15 protein-coding genes are annotated in these 17,990 nt (G+C 36.5%); all 15 read right to left on the reverse strand.

The features are described 5' to 3' along the window. Nucleotides 1-186: 186 nt before the first annotated feature. The 15 genes from QMO11_RS20710 to rpoC all read right to left on the reverse strand — a co-directional run bounded on the left by QMO11_RS20710 (nucleotide 187) and on the right by rpoC (nucleotide 17,915). Nucleotides 187-1,761, reverse strand: a complete 1,575-nt coding sequence (locus tag QMO11_RS20710) for a hypothetical protein (RefSeq protein WP_282039780.1) — start codon at nucleotides 1,759-1,761, stop codon at nucleotides 187-189. 515 nt (nucleotides 1,762-2,276) lie between these two features. Next, nucleotides 2,277-2,654 (reverse strand): HU family DNA-binding protein, encoded by a 378-nt coding sequence (locus QMO11_RS20715; protein ID WP_282039781.1) that lies wholly within the window; start codon nucleotides 2,652-2,654, stop codon nucleotides 2,277-2,279. A gap of 862 nt (nucleotides 2,655-3,516) precedes the next feature. Further along, nucleotides 3,517-3,993 carry an NADH-quinone oxidoreductase subunit NuoE family protein gene (locus QMO11_RS20720; protein WP_075602241.1) on the reverse strand — a complete coding sequence of 159 codons (477 nt, stop codon included), beginning with the start codon at nucleotides 3,991-3,993 and terminating at the stop codon, nucleotides 3,517-3,519. Nucleotides 3,994-4,008: 15 nt separating this feature from the next. Beyond that, nucleotides 4,009-5,772: an NADH-dependent [FeFe] hydrogenase, group A6 gene (locus QMO11_RS20725; protein WP_282039782.1), complete on the reverse strand. Its 1,764-nt coding sequence runs from the start codon at nucleotides 5,770-5,772 to the stop codon at nucleotides 4,009-4,011. 96 nt (nucleotides 5,773-5,868) lie between these two features. Beyond that, nucleotides 5,869-7,662, reverse strand: coding sequence for an NADH-ubiquinone oxidoreductase-F iron-sulfur binding region domain-containing protein (locus QMO11_RS20730; RefSeq protein ID WP_282039783.1), 1,794 nt, complete (start codon nucleotides 7,660-7,662; stop codon nucleotides 5,869-5,871). A gap of 4 nt (nucleotides 7,663-7,666) precedes the next feature. Further along, complete coding sequence (locus QMO11_RS20735; RefSeq protein ID WP_075602238.1) at nucleotides 7,667-8,065, reverse strand: (2Fe-2S) ferredoxin domain-containing protein; 399 nt, start codon at nucleotides 8,063-8,065, stop codon at nucleotides 7,667-7,669. Between the two features lie 29 nt (nucleotides 8,066-8,094). Beyond that, nucleotides 8,095-8,643: an ATP-binding protein gene (locus QMO11_RS20740; RefSeq protein WP_075602237.1), complete on the reverse strand. Its 549-nt coding sequence runs from the start codon at nucleotides 8,641-8,643 to the stop codon at nucleotides 8,095-8,097. Then, nucleotides 8,640-9,359, reverse strand: a complete 720-nt coding sequence (locus QMO11_RS20745; RefSeq protein ID WP_282039784.1) for a PHP domain-containing protein — start codon at nucleotides 9,357-9,359, stop codon at nucleotides 8,640-8,642. The genes QMO11_RS20740 and QMO11_RS20745 overlap by 4 nt, the downstream gene beginning before the upstream one ends. Nucleotides 9,360-9,367: 8 nt before the next feature. Beyond that, entirely contained in the window at nucleotides 9,368-9,703 is a 336-nt protein-coding gene (locus QMO11_RS20750) for a DRTGG domain-containing protein (protein WP_075602235.1), read from the reverse strand. Next, nucleotides 9,690-11,066 carry a [Fe-Fe] hydrogenase large subunit C-terminal domain-containing protein gene (locus QMO11_RS20755; protein ID WP_282039785.1) on the reverse strand — a complete coding sequence of 459 codons (1,377 nt, stop codon included), beginning with the start codon at nucleotides 11,064-11,066 and terminating at the stop codon, nucleotides 9,690-9,692. Before QMO11_RS20755 ends, QMO11_RS20750 begins: the two co-directional genes overlap by 14 nt. Nucleotides 11,067-11,105: 39 nt before the next feature. Beyond that, nucleotides 11,106-11,525, reverse strand: a complete 420-nt coding sequence (locus tag QMO11_RS20760; RefSeq protein WP_282039786.1) for an ATP-binding protein — start codon at nucleotides 11,523-11,525, stop codon at nucleotides 11,106-11,108. 4 nt (nucleotides 11,526-11,529) lie between these two features. Beyond that, entirely contained in the window at nucleotides 11,530-11,874 is a 345-nt protein-coding gene (locus tag QMO11_RS20765; protein ID WP_282039787.1) for a DRTGG domain-containing protein, read from the reverse strand. 151 nt (nucleotides 11,875-12,025) lie between these two features. Beyond that, a complete protein-coding gene (locus QMO11_RS20770; RefSeq protein ID WP_282039788.1) occupies nucleotides 12,026-13,186 on the reverse strand; it encodes an exo-beta-N-acetylmuramidase NamZ family protein in 1,161 nt (386 codons plus the stop codon). 58 nt (nucleotides 13,187-13,244) lie between these two features. Next, nucleotides 13,245-13,565 (reverse strand): DUF3467 domain-containing protein, encoded by a 321-nt coding sequence (locus QMO11_RS20775; protein ID WP_282039789.1) that lies wholly within the window; start codon nucleotides 13,563-13,565, stop codon nucleotides 13,245-13,247. A 78-nt stretch (nucleotides 13,566-13,643) separates the two neighbouring features. Next, nucleotides 13,644-17,915, reverse strand: coding sequence for a DNA-directed RNA polymerase subunit beta' (gene rpoC, locus QMO11_RS20780; protein WP_282039790.1), 4,272 nt, complete (start codon nucleotides 17,913-17,915; stop codon nucleotides 13,644-13,646). Nucleotides 17,916-17,990: the final 75 nt, after the last annotated feature.

Below are 17,990 nucleotides of genomic sequence, written 5' to 3' on the forward strand. Positions count from 1 at the left end.
AGAAGTTTTTTTTCATAGATTAGGGTTTAGGTTAAAAGAAAGGGATTCAACAACGGTTGAAATCCCTTTTTTTATGCTTAAAAATGTATTTCTATTTTAATCTAAAACAAAGAAGACTTACATCCATACCTGAGTATAAAAATAAGTCTTCTGAGAAATAATTAATTTTGATTACAACCTAGATAGTTAATTACTAAATTGATCGCTAAATTTGAGTTTATAAGTTGTTTTCACTGTTTTACTATCCACTAGCTCTAATTGTATTTTCACGTTATCAATTCCCTCTTTAACACCTAGGATATCTTGCCTAAGCAAAATATAGCTTGAAAGTTTTTTATTTAACAAATCAGGAAAACTAGTTTTATAATTCTTATTCTTTTGCTTTAGCTCATCTGCAGAATGAGTTCCTGCAATCCAATATTCGTTATCAATAACTAAATAAATAGGTTTTTCTGTAAGACTTTGTTCTACGAAAACATAGGTATCCTCCTCTAGTTTTTGCAATATTTCAAATTCTTTACATAAAAGATCTAATAGGCGCTTCCCTTTTTGCTGATTTGGCATTTTTAACACTGCCTTAAAATGTAGTTCTTTTCCGTAATAACTAGTCTTTACAAAATTTCCCGATATTAAAAAGTTATTTAACATCTTAACTACGTCATCATCTAATGCCAGCATTGCTAATTTGCCCAATTTTAATTCTTTGTCATAATCGGTTACGTAATAATCGTACAAAATCTCTCTCAGATTTAAAGCATCTATACTATAGGTTGCCAGATTAGCTGAATCTGAAGACGCAATATATTGTAACATCTTACTATCGATATTTGTATATAAATTTTGCTTACGATTTTTATTGCTAGAAATTTGTGCTAGCTCTACCCCATCATTTGTTGACTTAGCAGTATACCATGTTTCATCAAATATATTATAGATGGCCATTGCCCTTTTAAAATCATCATAATTTGATGAAAAACTTCCAAACATATCTTTACCAGCCAAAGCTATTCCACCGAAATAAGTAATTCTCCATATTTCATCATTCTTCACATAAGAAACAATTGGATTATTTTGAATCTCTTGTTTAAACTTTATTGGTCGCTTCACCGATTGTATATCTTCACCATTGGATAAACGCGTTTTATCGGATTGAATCAAAGCGGTGAAGAATGGTTCAACATATGCATCATCCAACACTTTTAATGAATCAATCTTATCATAAATAACATTTCTATCTTCATAATCCATGTTAGGCTTATCTAATAAACCATAGAGTTCAGTTACTTGAGTTCTTATATCTTGACTGATATAAGAATATGGTGTGAAGATCTTTAAGGTAGCATATTGATTTCCTGTATATAAATAAGCATATCGCTTGTTTTCTCCATCCCCCTGAAGTGTAATAAAGTTACCTTGCATGCCTGTTATTGATAAATCCAGATCGGATAAGCTAGATTTCATGAACTCTAAATCAAATTCCTTAGATGCTTTAAAGTTTACTGTAAGAGCCATGTGAGCCTCGTACATTTGTGCATAGATATTTAATTCGCTAAACTGCTCAAGCAGCTTTTGCTGTTCTTCTCCAATCTCTTTACCAAAGACCTGATATAACGAGTCGGATTGTATTTCTGAGGCATTCATATAAAACATAAAAACAAGACTATCGCTCGGTGTATTCAGTAAAAGTCGGTTCTCTGTTTTTTTTGCTTCAAGTTGTAATTGCATTAGTAATACAAATACAATTAATAGTAATTTACGCATTGTAGTTAATGTGTTAGTTAAAATTGCTTCTATAATTTTGCGCAAATATATTAATCTAAGTACACAATATAACCAATAACGGAATTAACTATTTTAACCTACAGACAAGCATTACACACGATCTTTTTTTAACAATTGACTGATACTTTATTATGCACCATATTAATTTTTAGAAAAAAAGTTGGTTTAAGATAAATTATTTCAATTCTTGAAAAATTTGGCACACACTTTGCAATATTCCATACCGAAGAGCAAGAGAGTTTTTCATAGATTAGGTTAGGGTTTAGGTTATAAGATGGGAATGTTTCTAAAACATTCCCTCTTTAAAACTCACCTCAAAGTAAGACATAAGAAGTTTTTTTTCATAGATTAGGGTTTAGGTTAAAAGAAAGGGATTCAACAACGGTTGAAATCCCTTTTTTTATGTGCTTATTCGTAAGTTAACTCCAACTTTTTTTGCACAAAAAAAAGCCATCCCTTTCGGAATGACTTTTACCTAACCTTAACCCACCAAACTAAATTACTTTAGTATACTCTACGTATTTCATTTCTTTTTTAACAGACGTACTTGGCTGATAACTTATTTTATTACTTTTTATTAAGTCTTTTTTAAATTCCTCTTCTGTATCAGCACCTGCGCTACTAATATTAACCATAAATCGGCCTAGATCGCCTAGTTCAACAGTTGCTCCCTCTTTTAAAAATTCGGGTAATATTTTTGTGAAAGCTACTAATGTTGTTTGTGTATCAAGCTCATTTACCGGAGATACTTCAGAGATTCGTTTGGCTAATACATCAAGAGTAACATTTTTTGGCCGTACAATGGTAGCATAATGCTTTTTAGGAAGTTCTGGTTTCCCAGGAATGGGTTTGGTAACTACTTTGTAATCCATGATTAAGTTTTTTTTGTGATTAATAGATATTTGATTCTAAAGACACTCGAAGATAATATAGTTTATTGTTAAACTAAAATCAATTCTGTTATTTAAAGCGATTCTAAACAAAACATAGTCGCTCAACTACATACTAATTAATGAATAAGGAGCTTTTTTGACATCTTAAGGAGGGTTTTTATTTTACCTCAGTACTATTTTAAAAAATGGACAGGTGCATTTTCATTTTTCGTCAGGTGCATTTTCAAAAACGGACAGGTGCATTTTTAAAAATGCACCTGTCCGTTTTCACACACACAAACAACACTTGTTTATCAGATAGTTACAGCGAAACAAAACAACAACTTATAGGTTCTAAGAAAAAAAATTAAATAAAATACAGCTAAAAAGATATTTTTGATGAGTTGCATTATAAATATGACCAATAATTAGTGAAAGAAATGAAAAAAAACCGATTAACAAAGCTAAAAACACGACTCAAGATTAAACATAACTGATATTGATTATTGTTAAATTTATAATAGATTTCTGTAGTATTATGATGTTCTAATAGATAATTTGAAATGTAAATTGAAGTTTAGTGGCTTATACCAATATTACCATAAGTTGGTATTAGAATAAACTCAGCTTATGGAACTGAACTAAAACGCTACTTACCAAAATTACTCTGCTAAAGCTTCAAAGACGGAGCGTGAAGGATTGCAACGAATACCCCACAGCGAAGGAACGAAGCGAGGAGTAGCAGTGAAAAGCCTGACCCGAAGGGGCACGCCATGATATGAGTTGAATACAAAATTGCCACACAAATACAGTTTGCATGGCAATAGTTGATATTTATATTTTGTGCGAATTAGCTTATGTTTTATTGATATTCGTTGATTATTTGTTGCACTTCTTCGATGGTGACACGGCCATATACTTTACTGCCAACGGTTACTACGGGTGCCAAACCGCAGGCGCCTACACAACGAAGGCTACTGACGGAGAATTTGCCATCGGGTGTGGTTTCGCCTATTTTTACGTTTAGGATGCGCTTAAACTCATCGAGGACTTTTTCGGCACCACGCACGTAGCACGCGGTTCCCATACATACTGAAATGGGGTGCTCGCCCTTAGGCGACATGCTAAAGAAGGAGTAAAAGGTGACTACGCCATATACGTGAGCCACATCAACGCTGAGTTGCTGTGCGATTATTTCTTGCACTTCGGCGGGTAGGTAACCAAACAATTCTTGTGCTCCGTGTAGGATGTTGATGAGTTCGTTTTTCTGATTATCGAATTTAGCACAAACTTGTTTGAGTTCTGTTACTTTACTATCTGCTAATTTTATTTTTGTCATCTCTTAGTCTTTACTCTATTTCACTTTAGGCTTTTTATCAAAGTAATGTGTGTGCAATAATTTATGCGCCTTTTCGCCACATGGCTCTCCTAAAAACTCATCGTACAACTTGATGATAAAAGGGTTTTGATGCGATTTGCGTATGGCTTTTCCTGCATCTTCGCGATAAATTGCTGCTGCCCTTTGCTTTAAAATATTAGTATCTCCATGGTGGTAAGGCTGCCCTGCCCCACCGATGCATCCACCTGGACAGGCCATTATTTCGATGGCGTGAAAGGTGGATGTGCCTGCTTTTACCTCATTGAGCAACTGACGTGCATGTCCTAAACCGTGGGCGATACCTATTTTTAGAGGAAATCCATCGAAATCGACCGTTGCCGAACGAATACCTTCGAAACCGCGGAGTTCATGAAAGTCGACTTTCTCAAGGGTCTTTTGGGTATGTAACTCGTAGGCGGTGCGCACAGCTGCTTCAATTACGCCACCAGTGTTGGCAAATATAACACCTGCTCCGGTAGATTCGCCCATTGGATTATCAAATTCTTCGTTATGTAGTTCGTTAAAATTTAGATTGGTTCCTTTTATCATTTGCGACAGCTCGCGTGTGGTGATGGATAAATCAACATCGGGATTACCATTTACTTGAAACTCCTTGCGCTGCGACTCGTACTTTTTAGCCAAGCAGGGCATTACTGAAACCACCACAAGATCTTCGCGTTTTAGCTTCATTTGCTCAGCTAAATAGGTTTTGGCAATGGCACCAAACATTTGCTGTGGCGATTTGGCGGTGGATGGCACATCGAGCATATCGGGGTAGTTGGTCTCAAAAAAGTTAACCCAGCCCGGGCAGCACGATGTTAATATGGGAAGTTTTACATTTTTATCGCCTGCCAAATGTTTTTGTAGGCGGTTTAATAGCTCGGTTCCTTCTTCCATTATGGTGAGGTCGGCGGCAAAGTCGGTATCGAACACTTTATCGAAGCCTATTTTTTTGAGTGCCGAAACCATTTTACCAGTTACTAGGGTGCCGGGTTCTAGTCCGAACTCTTCGCCCAAGGCAGCGCGAACTGCCGGAGCGGTTTGTACTATTACTGTTTTATTGGGGTTTACCAAGGCGGCAATTACCTTGCGAGTATTATCGATTTCGGATAGTGCTCCGGTTGGACAAACGGCCACACACTGCCCGCAGTAGGTGCAGGTGGATTGTTCTAAATCCATTTCGAAGGCGGGTGCTACCACCGACTCGAAGCCTCGATTAATGGCCGATAGGCAGCCCACAGTTTGTACTTGTTTGCACATCATTTCGCAACGACGGCACATAATACACTTGTCCATATCGCGTATAATGGCTGGCGACTTATCTTCTTTATATTTTGATTGCTCGCCCTGATAAGGGATTTCGCGTATGCCCAGTTCTTGAGCTCGTGTTTGTAAATCGCACTTACCGCTTTTAACACAGGTAAGGCACTCGGCAGGATGATCGGACAAGATGAGTTCCATTACTGTACGGCGTGCATTTATTACACGCAATGTATGTGTGCTTACTTGCATACCTTCGGTACATATGGTTTTGCAGGCTGGGGCTAGGTTTTTACGACCTTCTAACTCAACTACACATATACGGCATCCGCCAGGTTTATTCTCATAACCTACATGCTCAAGTTTCATGTGGCAAAGCGTGGGTATATTAACGCCTATCTGCTTGGCTGCATCAACAATGCTTGTGCCTTGGGCTACTTGCACTGTTTTATTATCTATAGTTAATTTTATTTGACTCATAACTTTTAGTTGTTAGTTATTAGCTCTTAGTTACTACCCAATATTGTTGAGCTCATCGCAAAAATTCAAGGCTGTCCAGTTAATAGAACTCAATCATTACTGAATACTGATGGCTCCAAACTTACATTTGGCAAAACATGCACCGCACTTTATACACAATTGGGCATTGATTAGGTGAGGCTGTTTTTTATCGCCCGTAATTGCATTAACCGGACAAACATGAGAACACAAGGTACATCCTACACATGTTTCGGCATTTATTATATATTCTTTTAAAGCTTTACATTGCTTGGCGGGGCATTTCCCTTGATGAACATGAGCTAGATATTCTTCGGGGAAGTTATCCATTGTTGACAATACCGGATTTGGCGAAGTTTGCCCTAGTCCACATAAGGAGGTATCCTTAATTACATTAGCTAGGTTACGTAGATTATCCAGATCCTCAAACTGAGCTTTTCCCTTGGTAATTTTGTCGAGAATTTCATACAAACGCTTATTGCCTATACGGCAAGGCGCACATTTGCCGCAGGATTCTTCTACTGTAAAATCGAGATAGAACTTAGCTACGGATACCATACAGTCGTCCTCATCCATTACAATCATACCGCCCGATCCCATCATTGAACCCGAGTCTAATAGATTATCGTAATCAATGGGTACATCTAAATGTTTCTCTGTAAGGCATCCGCCTGATGGCCCACCAGTTTGAACCGACTTAAACTTTTTCCCATCTTTTATACCTCCACCAATATCGAATATTACCTCACGCAAAGTGGTACCCATAGGGACCTCGATTAAACCAACATTATTAATTTTCCCGGCCAGGGCAAAAACTTTGGTTCCTTTGCTCTTTTCTGTTCCAATGGATGCAAACCAAGCAGCACCTTTATTAATAATTACCGGAACGTTGGCAAAGGTTTCTACGTTATTTACATTGGTGGGCTTACCCTTATAACCTTTTACCGATGGAAAGGGTGGCTTTACTGTTGGTTCACCGCGCAGGCCTTCCATAGATTGTATCAGAGATGTTTCTTCGCCACACACAAAAGCACCAGCTCCGTAACGTATTTTTACATCGAAACTAAATTCTGTTCCGAAAATATTATCTCCTATTACTCCAAGGTCTCGTGCTTGCTCAATGGCTATTTTTAATCGCTGAATGGCCAGTGGGTATTCGGCTCTGATATAAATAAGGCCAACAGATGCTTTAATACAATAGCCACAAATAGCCATAGCTTCGAGCACTGAATGTGGATCGCCTTCAAGTATAGAGCGATCCATGAATGCTCCCGGGTCTCCCTCATCGGCATTACATACCACATACTTTTCTACACTTTCAACCTTATTAGTGATTTCCCATTTTAAACCCGTTGGGAAACCTCCCCCTCCACGACCTCGCAAACCTGATTGCTTAATAATAGCAATACAGTCCTCGGGTGTCATCTCAGTAATTACCTTACCCAATGCTGCGTAGCCATCACGTGCTACATACTCGTTAATATTCTCGGGATTGATAAAGCCACAGTTGCGAAGTGCTATTCTGATTTGCTTTTTATAGAAGTCCATATGCTTAGAATCGGAAATGCGGGTAGCATCTTCGGGATTCTCGTACAACAAACGCTGAACTTGTCGGCCCTTTATAATATGCTCTTCTACTATTTCTTTTGCATCTGCGGTTTTAACTTGCGTATAGAAAGTATTGTCGGGTATCATTTTTACAATAGGCCCCTTTTCACAAAAGCCGAAACACCCTGTACGCACAACCTGAACTTCATTTTCTAATTGATTTTGACTTACGGCCGCTTTTAATTCCTGTACAATCTCTTCTCCTTCAGAAGCTCTACATCCTGTTCCCGCACAAACCAATATATGATTTTTGAATTTAGCCATAAGGTTATTTGTTATCTGGTGTAGAATAAATGCCTGGAATAATACCATCGACCAATTTACCGGCAATAATATGTTGATCGATGATTAATTGGGCTCGCTCTTTTTTTACATTTCCGTATACCACCGGATCAGCTCCCGGAAGTTGTACCTCAATGGTAGGTTCGGAGTGGCAATAGCCCATACATCCGGTTTGTGTTACCACGGCATCTATCTTTCGCCTATATAGCTCCTCCATTATAAAGCTCATGGTTTCTTTGGCTCCTGAAGCAATACCACATGTAGCCATGGATACTTTAATTTGCACCAGCTTTTCGGGGGTATCACTGTTCTCTCTCAGACTTAGCTCCGATTGCAAGGATTCTCGCATCCTTTTCAAATCTTCTAGTGTTTTAACTTTTGCCATATCCTTTGGGTATTTAATGTAGATTTTTTTTATAATTCAACACCTATCAATTCAAGGTTCTCTTCAATCATTTGCTTTATAAATTGGTTTATTTTAGGATGAGAAATTGACACATTCTCTAAAGAGTTAATAATTTCCTTTGTAGTTAAAATGTACTTTTCATCATTAAAGGAATGAGAATAAATAATATTTACATTCGGATTACCGGAGATTATCAAAGCGATGGTATCTGCAATATCGCCTAATGGCGGCCTGTCGATATGCGAGCGTACAAACACAGCAGTTAGTTGAGTTCCTTTACCTATTTCAGATTCAATAGTTATCCCACCATTTGTTAACTCTGCATTTTGCTGCAACAAAGGAATACCAAGACCTACTTTACGGGTTTTTCGGGAAGTAAAGAAGGGATCCATTGCCTTTTTAATGGTAGCTTCACTCATTCCACACCCATTGTCTTCAATTCTCAAGCTGAGAATATCATAATCCATATCCTCCATCAATATGATTTTAACTTCTGTAGATTTTGCTCTTACTGAGTTACCAACAATATCTAAAATATGCATAGATAAATCTCTCATAAACCTTTCTTTAAAGTTTCTTTTATGGCTTGAAACGTTGGAGCTTCAAGCTGTATGTTATTACAATTTTGTCCTATCTGTTGCAATTCATGCGCATCTGAGTTTGTAAGTATGCTATACTGAGCTGCCCATTTGTGCAGCTTACATAAAGCATCGATATCAGTACCTTTAAAAACCTCGATAGCGTTTACTGACAAATTTGTTGGCATAAATCCCAATTGACTGATTAAGCTATTACGAGCCTTATTAATATGAGCCGGAATAAAAATACCGCTAAGCTCTTTTACCTTAATTGCTATCTCGTCAATGGTTTGCTTTAAACCAACTATTAGTAAGCGTTCTTCAATGCCAATTATCTCATTAAACTGATTTACCCATACCTGATCACCAAACTTTTTGGATTGATTTTTTATGTAGGGCAAATGTTGATCTATATATTCTTGAAATAAAGCCAATTCTGTGTAACTCTCAAAATAAGCCAAGCAGTGTACCTCCTCTTTACTGCTAACTTCAACTCCTAAAAGAACTTTTATACCATTTTTCTTTCCTAGTACATCAACTACTTTGCATTGTTTGGTTGAATTATGATCTGTTATTCCAATTATATCAAGCTTCTTTTTTATTGCTTCTTTTATAATGTTATCAGGACTCATATCTAAACTAGCACAAGGAGATAGCACTGTATGAATATGTAAATCGGCCCGATAATTCTTCATTTCAATTGTTATTGATTAAGTAGCATGAATAATTTACCCGATATTTCAAAAGTCTCTAATTCTGTTCCTAAAATCGGGATACCTTCCTCTTCACTCATTTTAATTGTGCTTGCCTCCGGACTTAATCCCTTCACCATAAGTATAGCAGATGCATCTTTTAATGAGGATACCGCCATTATATTCTGATGGGTTTGTAGTGTTATCCATATATAACCTTCGTTTAAGTTTCCCATTACATCACTTAACAGATCTGAGGTATATGCTCCTAATATTTCTTTATGTAGGCCTTTATATCCCGAAAAAACTTTCAAATTCAACTGATCTACCACTTCAGATATCTTCATTTTTTGCTCCTTTCTTTTTACAGTCCTTATCTAATCTATCTTTACCCCATGTTCCTTCAATTATACGAATGGCATGATCGCTGTGAAGTTTCCTTTTCTTTTCCATCATCCGTTGCAAAAACACGCAATTTGATAGGTTTGAATGCCCTTGCACTATATCTTCAGCCAGAGTTTGACAACTCGGCGACCCACAGGCACCACAATCTATTCCGGGTAAAAAGCACATAAGATCTCTGATGCGCTCCATCTTTTTAAGAGCTTTAGAAAAATCTTTATCTAAAACTGCCGGTTTTGCCTCCTTAACCTCATATTTCAAACAGGCTTTATTATTAAATACGTCTTTACATTTATCCCAATATGACTCTTGGAAAGAATTTATCTTTAGCTTTTTAACTCGTGTTTTAATTCGCTCTACCGTTAAAAAACGATTCCCTTGCAAAAGAGCACCACCAGCGCAACCTTGGTCACAAGTTCTCAACTCTAGGAAGTCCAGTTCAGGTACCTCTCCATTCTCAAGCAACTCCAGAAACTCAATCACATTATTAATTTCATCAACGGCTAAACCTGTCCCATCAATCTGACTAAGTTCACCGCGCGACAAACTCCATTTTATGCTATCCTGAGTGAGCTCAGACAATAAAGGATTTTTTGTAGTGCACGAATTATTATTTTTAATGGCACCATAAATACGGTTGTACAAGAAACTCATATTAATAACCCCATTAATATTTGAATTACTCGATGACAAATTATTCTTAATAGATGCTATTTTAGCTGCACATGGTGTTATATAAAATATCCCGATTTCGTTTTCGGGTATCCCTTCTTCAACCAATAATTTTCGATAATAAATAGCCGATGCATCAATTGGGGGTAATGTATCTACTAAGTGCGGTAACAAGAGCGGAAACTTTACTTGAATAAGACGTACTACAGCAGGGCAAAAAGTAGAAATAAGTGGCTTATCTGTGTCTTCCGAAATTTGGTAGTTAATCAGCTCTTTAATTACCGGAGCCATATCTTCCGCATGGTATACATGAGTGAAGCCCAATTTATTCATCTCACCAAAAATCTCTTCTTCGCTAATATTGGTCGGAAACTGACCTGTAAGAACCGCTGGTACGAGAGCTACACGATACTTATACTCGTAGATATTACTAAAGTCATCTTGATCGACATAAATGGCATTTACTGGGCAATTTTTCAAGCATTCACCACAATCGATACACTTATCTATAAGTATATGCGCTTTACCATTATTAACTCGAATTGAGTTTGTAGGACATACATGCATACAATGGGTACAACCGTAACATACATTATGGTCAACCTTTATTGCATGATATGTATATTGCTCATTCATACCTTATAATTAATGAATTTGCACTCTAATCGTTTTCCTTTATTCTGTCAACTTAACTTTTAAACAAAGAGTAGTTCCTAAATTAATTTCACTCTCAAGAGTAAGTTCATCCACGTTTTTTTTAATATTTGGCAACCCCATTCCTGCACCAAAGCCCATTTCTCTAACCTTGGCCGAAGCTGTTGAGAATCCCTGAGTCATTGCTAAATCAATATCTTCTATTCCTGGTCCTTCATCCTTAAGCAACATTGTAATATATTGATCATCTATATCTATAGTAACATGACCTTGATAAGCATGAGCCACAATATTCACCTCTGCCTCATATAAAGCAATAACAACTCGTTTAATAATTTTGGCATTCACGTTTAACTGCTTCAATGTTTTTTTCACACAACTAGCAACATTACCGGCTTTGGTAAAATCTCCTCCTTCAACGTTATAATTAGTGCGCATCATAAGGCTAAAATATTGGTTTTAACTCATGTGCATATAATAAACCCGATATATGAAACATCGATAAATCTGATTGTAATAATGAGATATGATTTTCTTCAGCGAGACGAATCATATCGTTGGAAATAGCTTTACCTCTAACAATCAAAATATAATTGATATCAGCCATTTCTGCAGTTCGGATGGTCTGTAAATTTGATAGTCCTGTAATAAGTAATACATGATCCGAATCTTGCGTAAGTACATCACTCATCAGATCACTTGAGAAGGCAAATTCTATAATATTATCAATATTAGATTCGCCACAGATCAGTTGAGCCCCAGTTACCTCTATAATTTCTTTTATAGTCATAGATAGATGTAAACTTTATTAAAGAATTATTTCTTTAATACTCATAAATTTACATTCTATCAGTAAGAAAACAAAAAGCAAATGTTAGTATATAACAATATATATCCAATCTAAATAGATGGAATAATGTTCGTTAAAGCGGTACTAAAAGCTATTCTTTCGGATACAATAGATATTTATCGCGAAGCTTCGAATAATTTGAAAGGTCATCCTGCCAAGAAGCTCGTATCTCTAATTCGCTTTTACCTTCTTTTAATTGTTGTATTAAACTTGAATTACCAACTAATAAATTAAAGAAACGTTTGTTAGTGAAGAATTCACTCTTATCAGGATAAGCTCTGTAAAATTGAAGAAGGTAATCTAAAGAGAAAGTTGACTGATTTGAACTATTTCGTAAATCAAAACCATTACATTCTACATTCTCATGTTTAGGATATTTCGACATCCCATCAATACTCTGGGGTGTGAAAGTATAATCGCCAATACTTGAGTTTGGAAAACCAATTATTTCAAAAGGAGAATAGGTTCCTCTGCCTATACTAATTTGAGTTGGCTCAAATAAGCATAAAGAAGGATATAAACGTATGGAATTATAGTTTGGTAAATTTGGAGAAGGCTTAATGGGTAATTTGTACTTTGTACTATGATTCCATCCTTTCATCTTTATCACACTTAAATCACATGTTAAGCTATCGGATAACCATGATTCTCCATTAATCATCATCGCTAATTCTCCAACAGTTAAACCATGTACTATTGGAATAGGGTGCATTCCAACAAAAGATTTATATTCTGATTCTAAAACAGGGCCATCGAAATAATCACCATTGGGATTTGGCCTATCCAACACGATAAATGGAATATTCTTATCAGCGCAAGCTTCCATTACATAATGCATTGTACTAATATAAGTATAAAACCGAACCCCCACATCTTGCAAATCAAATAGTACTATATCAATACCTTCAAGTTGATCAGGTTTTGGCTTTTTATTACTCCCGTACAATGATACAATTGGAATTCCTGTTTGCTCATCGATAGAGCTATTTACTTTTTCACCAGCATCGGCCTTTCCTCTAAATCCATGCTCTGGAGAAAATATACATTCAATACTAAAATTATTCTCTAATAATACATCTACTAAATGCTCATTATTTACAAGCGAAGATTGATTAACTACCAAGCCAATATTTTTATCCCTTAATAAAGAATAATAACTACTTGTACATTCTGCACCAACCTTTAAATGATCAATATTTTGGGCAGTACAGGCAATAGTAAATAACAAAAGAAAAAATAATATAAAACGCATATTGAAGAGTGATTAACTGAAAACAGGCTACCCGCATAGGTAACCTGTTATTAATATTTTATGCTTGTCCTGGTGTTCCGAAGTTCATTGGAATATTTCCTGCCTGGCCACCACCATCAATATCTTTAATCGGTCCATGCATCGACTCAAATTTACTGATATTATCTTGTAAAGCACGCATTAACCTTTTGGCATGTTCTGGTGTTACAACCACTCTTGATTTCACCTGAGCCTTAGGCATACCAGGCATAACTCGTATAAAGTCTAAAACGAATTCTGAAGTAGAGTGCGTAATAACTGCAAGGTTAGCATATGTTCCTTGCGCTACTTCATCGTTTAACTCGATATTCAATTGATTTTGTTTTTTCTGATCTTCCATATTTATGTCTGTTTATATCAATAAAAAAGGGAAGTATAAAAATACTTCCCTCAAATATAATAGTAAATAAATATTTATCTATTCATTTTCTTGAACTTCAGCACGACTTGTTAATTTTTCGTACTCCTCTTGAGAACCAACTACTAGATTGTTAAATCTACGCTGTCCTGTACCTGCTGGAATTAAGTGACCACAGATCACATTTTCCTTCAATCCTTCAAGTTTGTCAACTTTACCAGATATAGCAGCTTCATTAAGCACTTTAGTTGTTTCCTGGAAGGAAGCAGCTGACATGAAACTCTTAGTTTGAAGAGCAGCACGCGTAATACCTTGTAACACCTGACTTGATGTTGCTGGTACGGCATCTCTAGCTTCAACTAACTTCATATCTCTACGTTTTAATTGAGAATTTTCATCTCTTAAACGACGAGCTGTTACAATCTGACCTGCTTTTAAGTTCTCTGAATCTCCGGCCTCTACTACTACCTTCTTAGCGTAGATACCATCATTCTCTTCCATAAATACAAGCTTATCAACAATCTGCTTCTCTAAGAACTTAGTATCACCTGGATCAACAATATCCACCTTACGCATCATCTGACGCACAATAATCTCAAAGTGCTTATCATTAATTTTCACACCTTGTAAACGATATACATCTTGAACCTCATTTACAATATACTCTTGTACAGCTGTAGGTCCCATGATATGAAGAATATCTGAAGGAGTTGTAGCTCCATCCGATAAAGGAATACCTGCACGAACGTAATCGTTCTCTTGAACTAAGATTTGTTTAGAAAGAGGTACTAAGTACTTCTTAACTTGACCATTCTTAGAGGTAACAATAATTTCGCGATTACCACGTTTAATTTTACCAAAAGTAACCTCACCATCAATCTCAGAAACAACTGCTGGATGTGAAGGGTTACGAGCCTCAAATAACTCGGTAACACGAGGAAGACCCCCTGTAATATCACCTGCTTTACCAACAGCTCTTGGTATCTTAGCAACAATCTCTCCCGTTTTAACTTTAGCACCTTCATCAACAGAAATATGAGCTCCTACGGGTAAGTTGAATGTTTTCAATACCTCTCCAGACTCATCAACAATCTTTAATGCCGGGTTTTTCGTTTTATCACGAGTTTCAATAATTACTTTCTCACGGAAACCTGTTTGTTCATCAGATTCCTCTTTATAAGTAACACCATCAAGTAAATTATCAAAGCTAACAGAACCTGCTTTCTCTGAAATAATTACTGCATTATATGGATCCCACTCACTAATCAGCTCACCAGCTTTAACTTCTTGGCCATTCTTAACGAATAATTTAGAACCATATCCGATTGGGTGATTAGCTAATGCAATACCTGTATTCTTATCAATAATACGCAATTCAGCCAAACGACCAATTACCATATCAACATTTCTACCTTCTTCATCTTTACTAGCAACTGTACGTAACTCCTCAAACTCAAGAATACCATCGTATTTTGCAACAATGTTATTCTCAGAAGAGATATTACCAGCTGTACCCCCTACGTGGAACGTACGAAGTGTAAGCTGCGTACCTGGCTCTCCAATAGATTGAGCTGCAATAACACCAACTGCTTCACCAATATGAACAGAGGCTCCTGTTGCAAGGTTACGTCCATAACACTTGGCACAAACCCCTTTTTTAGATTCACAAGTTAGCACAGAACGTATTTCTACGCGCTCAATTGGTGATTCGTCAATAGCTTTTGCCATAACCTCGTCAATTTCTTCACCCGAGGTTACAATGATATCTCCTGAATTAGGATGATAAACATCGTGAACTGAAACTCTACCTAAAATTCGCTCATATAGTGTTGCTACAATGTCTTCGTTATTCTTCACATCTGTAGCAATTAATCCTCTTAAGGTACCACAGTCATTTTCTTGAATAATAACATCCTGTGATACATCAACTAAACGACGTGTTAAGTATCCAGCATCGGCAGTTTTAAGAGCCGTATCTGCAAGACCTTTACGCGCACCGTGAGTAGAAATAAAGTACTCTAGTACAGATAGTCCTTCCTTAAAGTTAGAAAGAATTGGATTCTCAATAATCTGTCCTCCTGCAGCACCAGACTTTTGAGGTTTAGCCATAAGCCCCCTCATACCTGAAAGCTGACGAATCTGTTCTTTAGAACCCCTCGCTCCAGAATCAAGCATCATATATACCGAGTTGAAACCTTGACGGTCAGAACTTAATTGGTTCATCACCGTATTCGTTAACTTGGCATTTACATGCGTCCAGATGTCAATAATTTGGTTGTAACGTTCATTGTAAGTGATGAATCCCATATTATAGTTATTCTTCACTTCCTCAACTTCATTATAACCGCCTTCTACTAAGGTTGCTTTTTCATCAGGAATAATAACATCACCAAGGTTAAACGAAAGTCCACCTTCAAATGCCATTGTATACCCCAAATTCTTAATATCATCTAAGAAATCAGCAGTACGTGGTGTACCACATGTTTTCTGTACATGACCAATAATATCACGTAATGCTTTTTTAGTCAATACGTCATTAATGAAACCTGCTTCGCGTGGAGCAAACTCATTAAATAAGATACGACCAACAGTTGATTTTACCATTTGAAGTTCAGGCACGCCATCTTCATTCAAATCATAACCTTTAACTTCAACTTCAGCATGTAAATCTACTCCGCCTTCGTTAAAAGCAATTTTTACTTCCTCAAGAGAGTAGAATTTTAATCCTTCTCCTTTTGCACCTTCACGTTTCTTAGTCATATAGTATAAACCAAGAACCATATCCTGAGATGGTACAGTAATAGGAGCACCATTCGCAGGGTTCAAGATGTTTTGAGAACCTAACATTAACATTTGTGCTTCCAATATAGCAGCATTACCAAGTGGTAAGTGTACGGCCATCTGGTCACCATCAAAATCGGCATTAAATGCAGAACATGCTAACGGATGTAATTGTATCGCTTTACCCTCAATAAGTTTAGGTTGAAATGCTTGTATACCTAAACGGTGAAGAGTTGGAGCACGGTTAAGTAGCACAGGATGACCTTTAATTACGTTTTCAAGAATATCCCAAACTACAGGATCTTTTCTATCAACAATCTTCTTAGCTGACTTAACTGTTTTTACAATTCCTCTTTCAATTAATTTACGAATTACGAAAGGCTTATAAAGCTCGGCAGCCATGTTTTTAGGAATACCACACTCATGCATTCTTAATTCTGGTCCCACAACAATTACAGAACGCGCTGAATAATCAACCCTTTTTCCAAGTAAGTTTTGACGGAAACGTCCTTGCTTACCTTTTAAACTATCTGATAATGACTTTAAAGGTCTATTAGCATCTGTTTTAACTGCATTTGCCTTACGTGAGTTATCGAATAATGAATCAACAGACTCTTGAAGCATACGTTTCTCATTACGTAAAATTACTTCTGGAGCTTTGATTTCAATTAATCTTTTCAAACGATTATTTCTGATAATTACACGACGGTAAAGATCATTTAAATCGGATGTTGCAAAACGTCCACCATCCAATGGCACAAGAGGTCTTAATTCTGGTGGAATAACCGGAACTACTTTTACTATCATCCACTCAGGACGATTACGACCAACTGATGCACGGAAAGATTCAACAACTTGAAGACGTTTTAATGCCTCGTTTTTACGTTGTTGAGATGTTTCAGTATTTGCTTTATGTCTTAAATCATAAGACAATCCATCTAAATCAATTCTTGATAAGATCATATGAAGTGCATCAGCACCCATCTTAGCAATAAATTTATTTGGATCATCATCTTCAAGATGTTGGTTTTCTCTTGGAAGAGTATCTAAAATATCAAGATATTCCTCTTCTGTTAAGAAATCCATATAGCTAATTCCATCTTCAGACTTAATACCTGCCTGTATTACTACATATCTTTCGTAGTAAATGATAGAATCTAATTTCTTTGTTGGTAAACCTAATAAATAACCAATTTTATTAGGTAATGATTTAAAATACCAGATATGTGCAACAGGTACAACTAAAGAAATATGCCCCATTCTTTCACGACGCACTTTCTTTTCTGTAACCTCAACACCGCATCGATCACATACGATACCACGATATCTTATTCTCTTATATTTACCACAGTGACACTCATAATCCTTTACAGGACCGAATATTCTTTCACAGAATAATCCATCTCGCTCTGGTTTATAAGTTCTATAATTGATGGTCTCCGGTTTAAGAACCTCACCACTAGATCTCTCTAGAATTTCCTCAGGTGAAGCTAAGCCGATAGAGATTTTTGTAAAACTATTTTTTACTTTCTGATCTCTTCTGAATGCCATATAACGACTTCTTAATTAATTTAATACTAAAAGGCAACCATTGAATAATGCATACACATTATTCAATGATAAAAA

Origin of the sequence: Saccharicrinis aurantiacus, from assembly GCF_947489045.1 — a bacterium.
In the GTDB taxonomy this organism is placed as follows: Bacteria; Bacteroidota; Bacteroidia; order Bacteroidales; family Marinilabiliaceae; genus Saccharicrinis; species Saccharicrinis aurantiacus.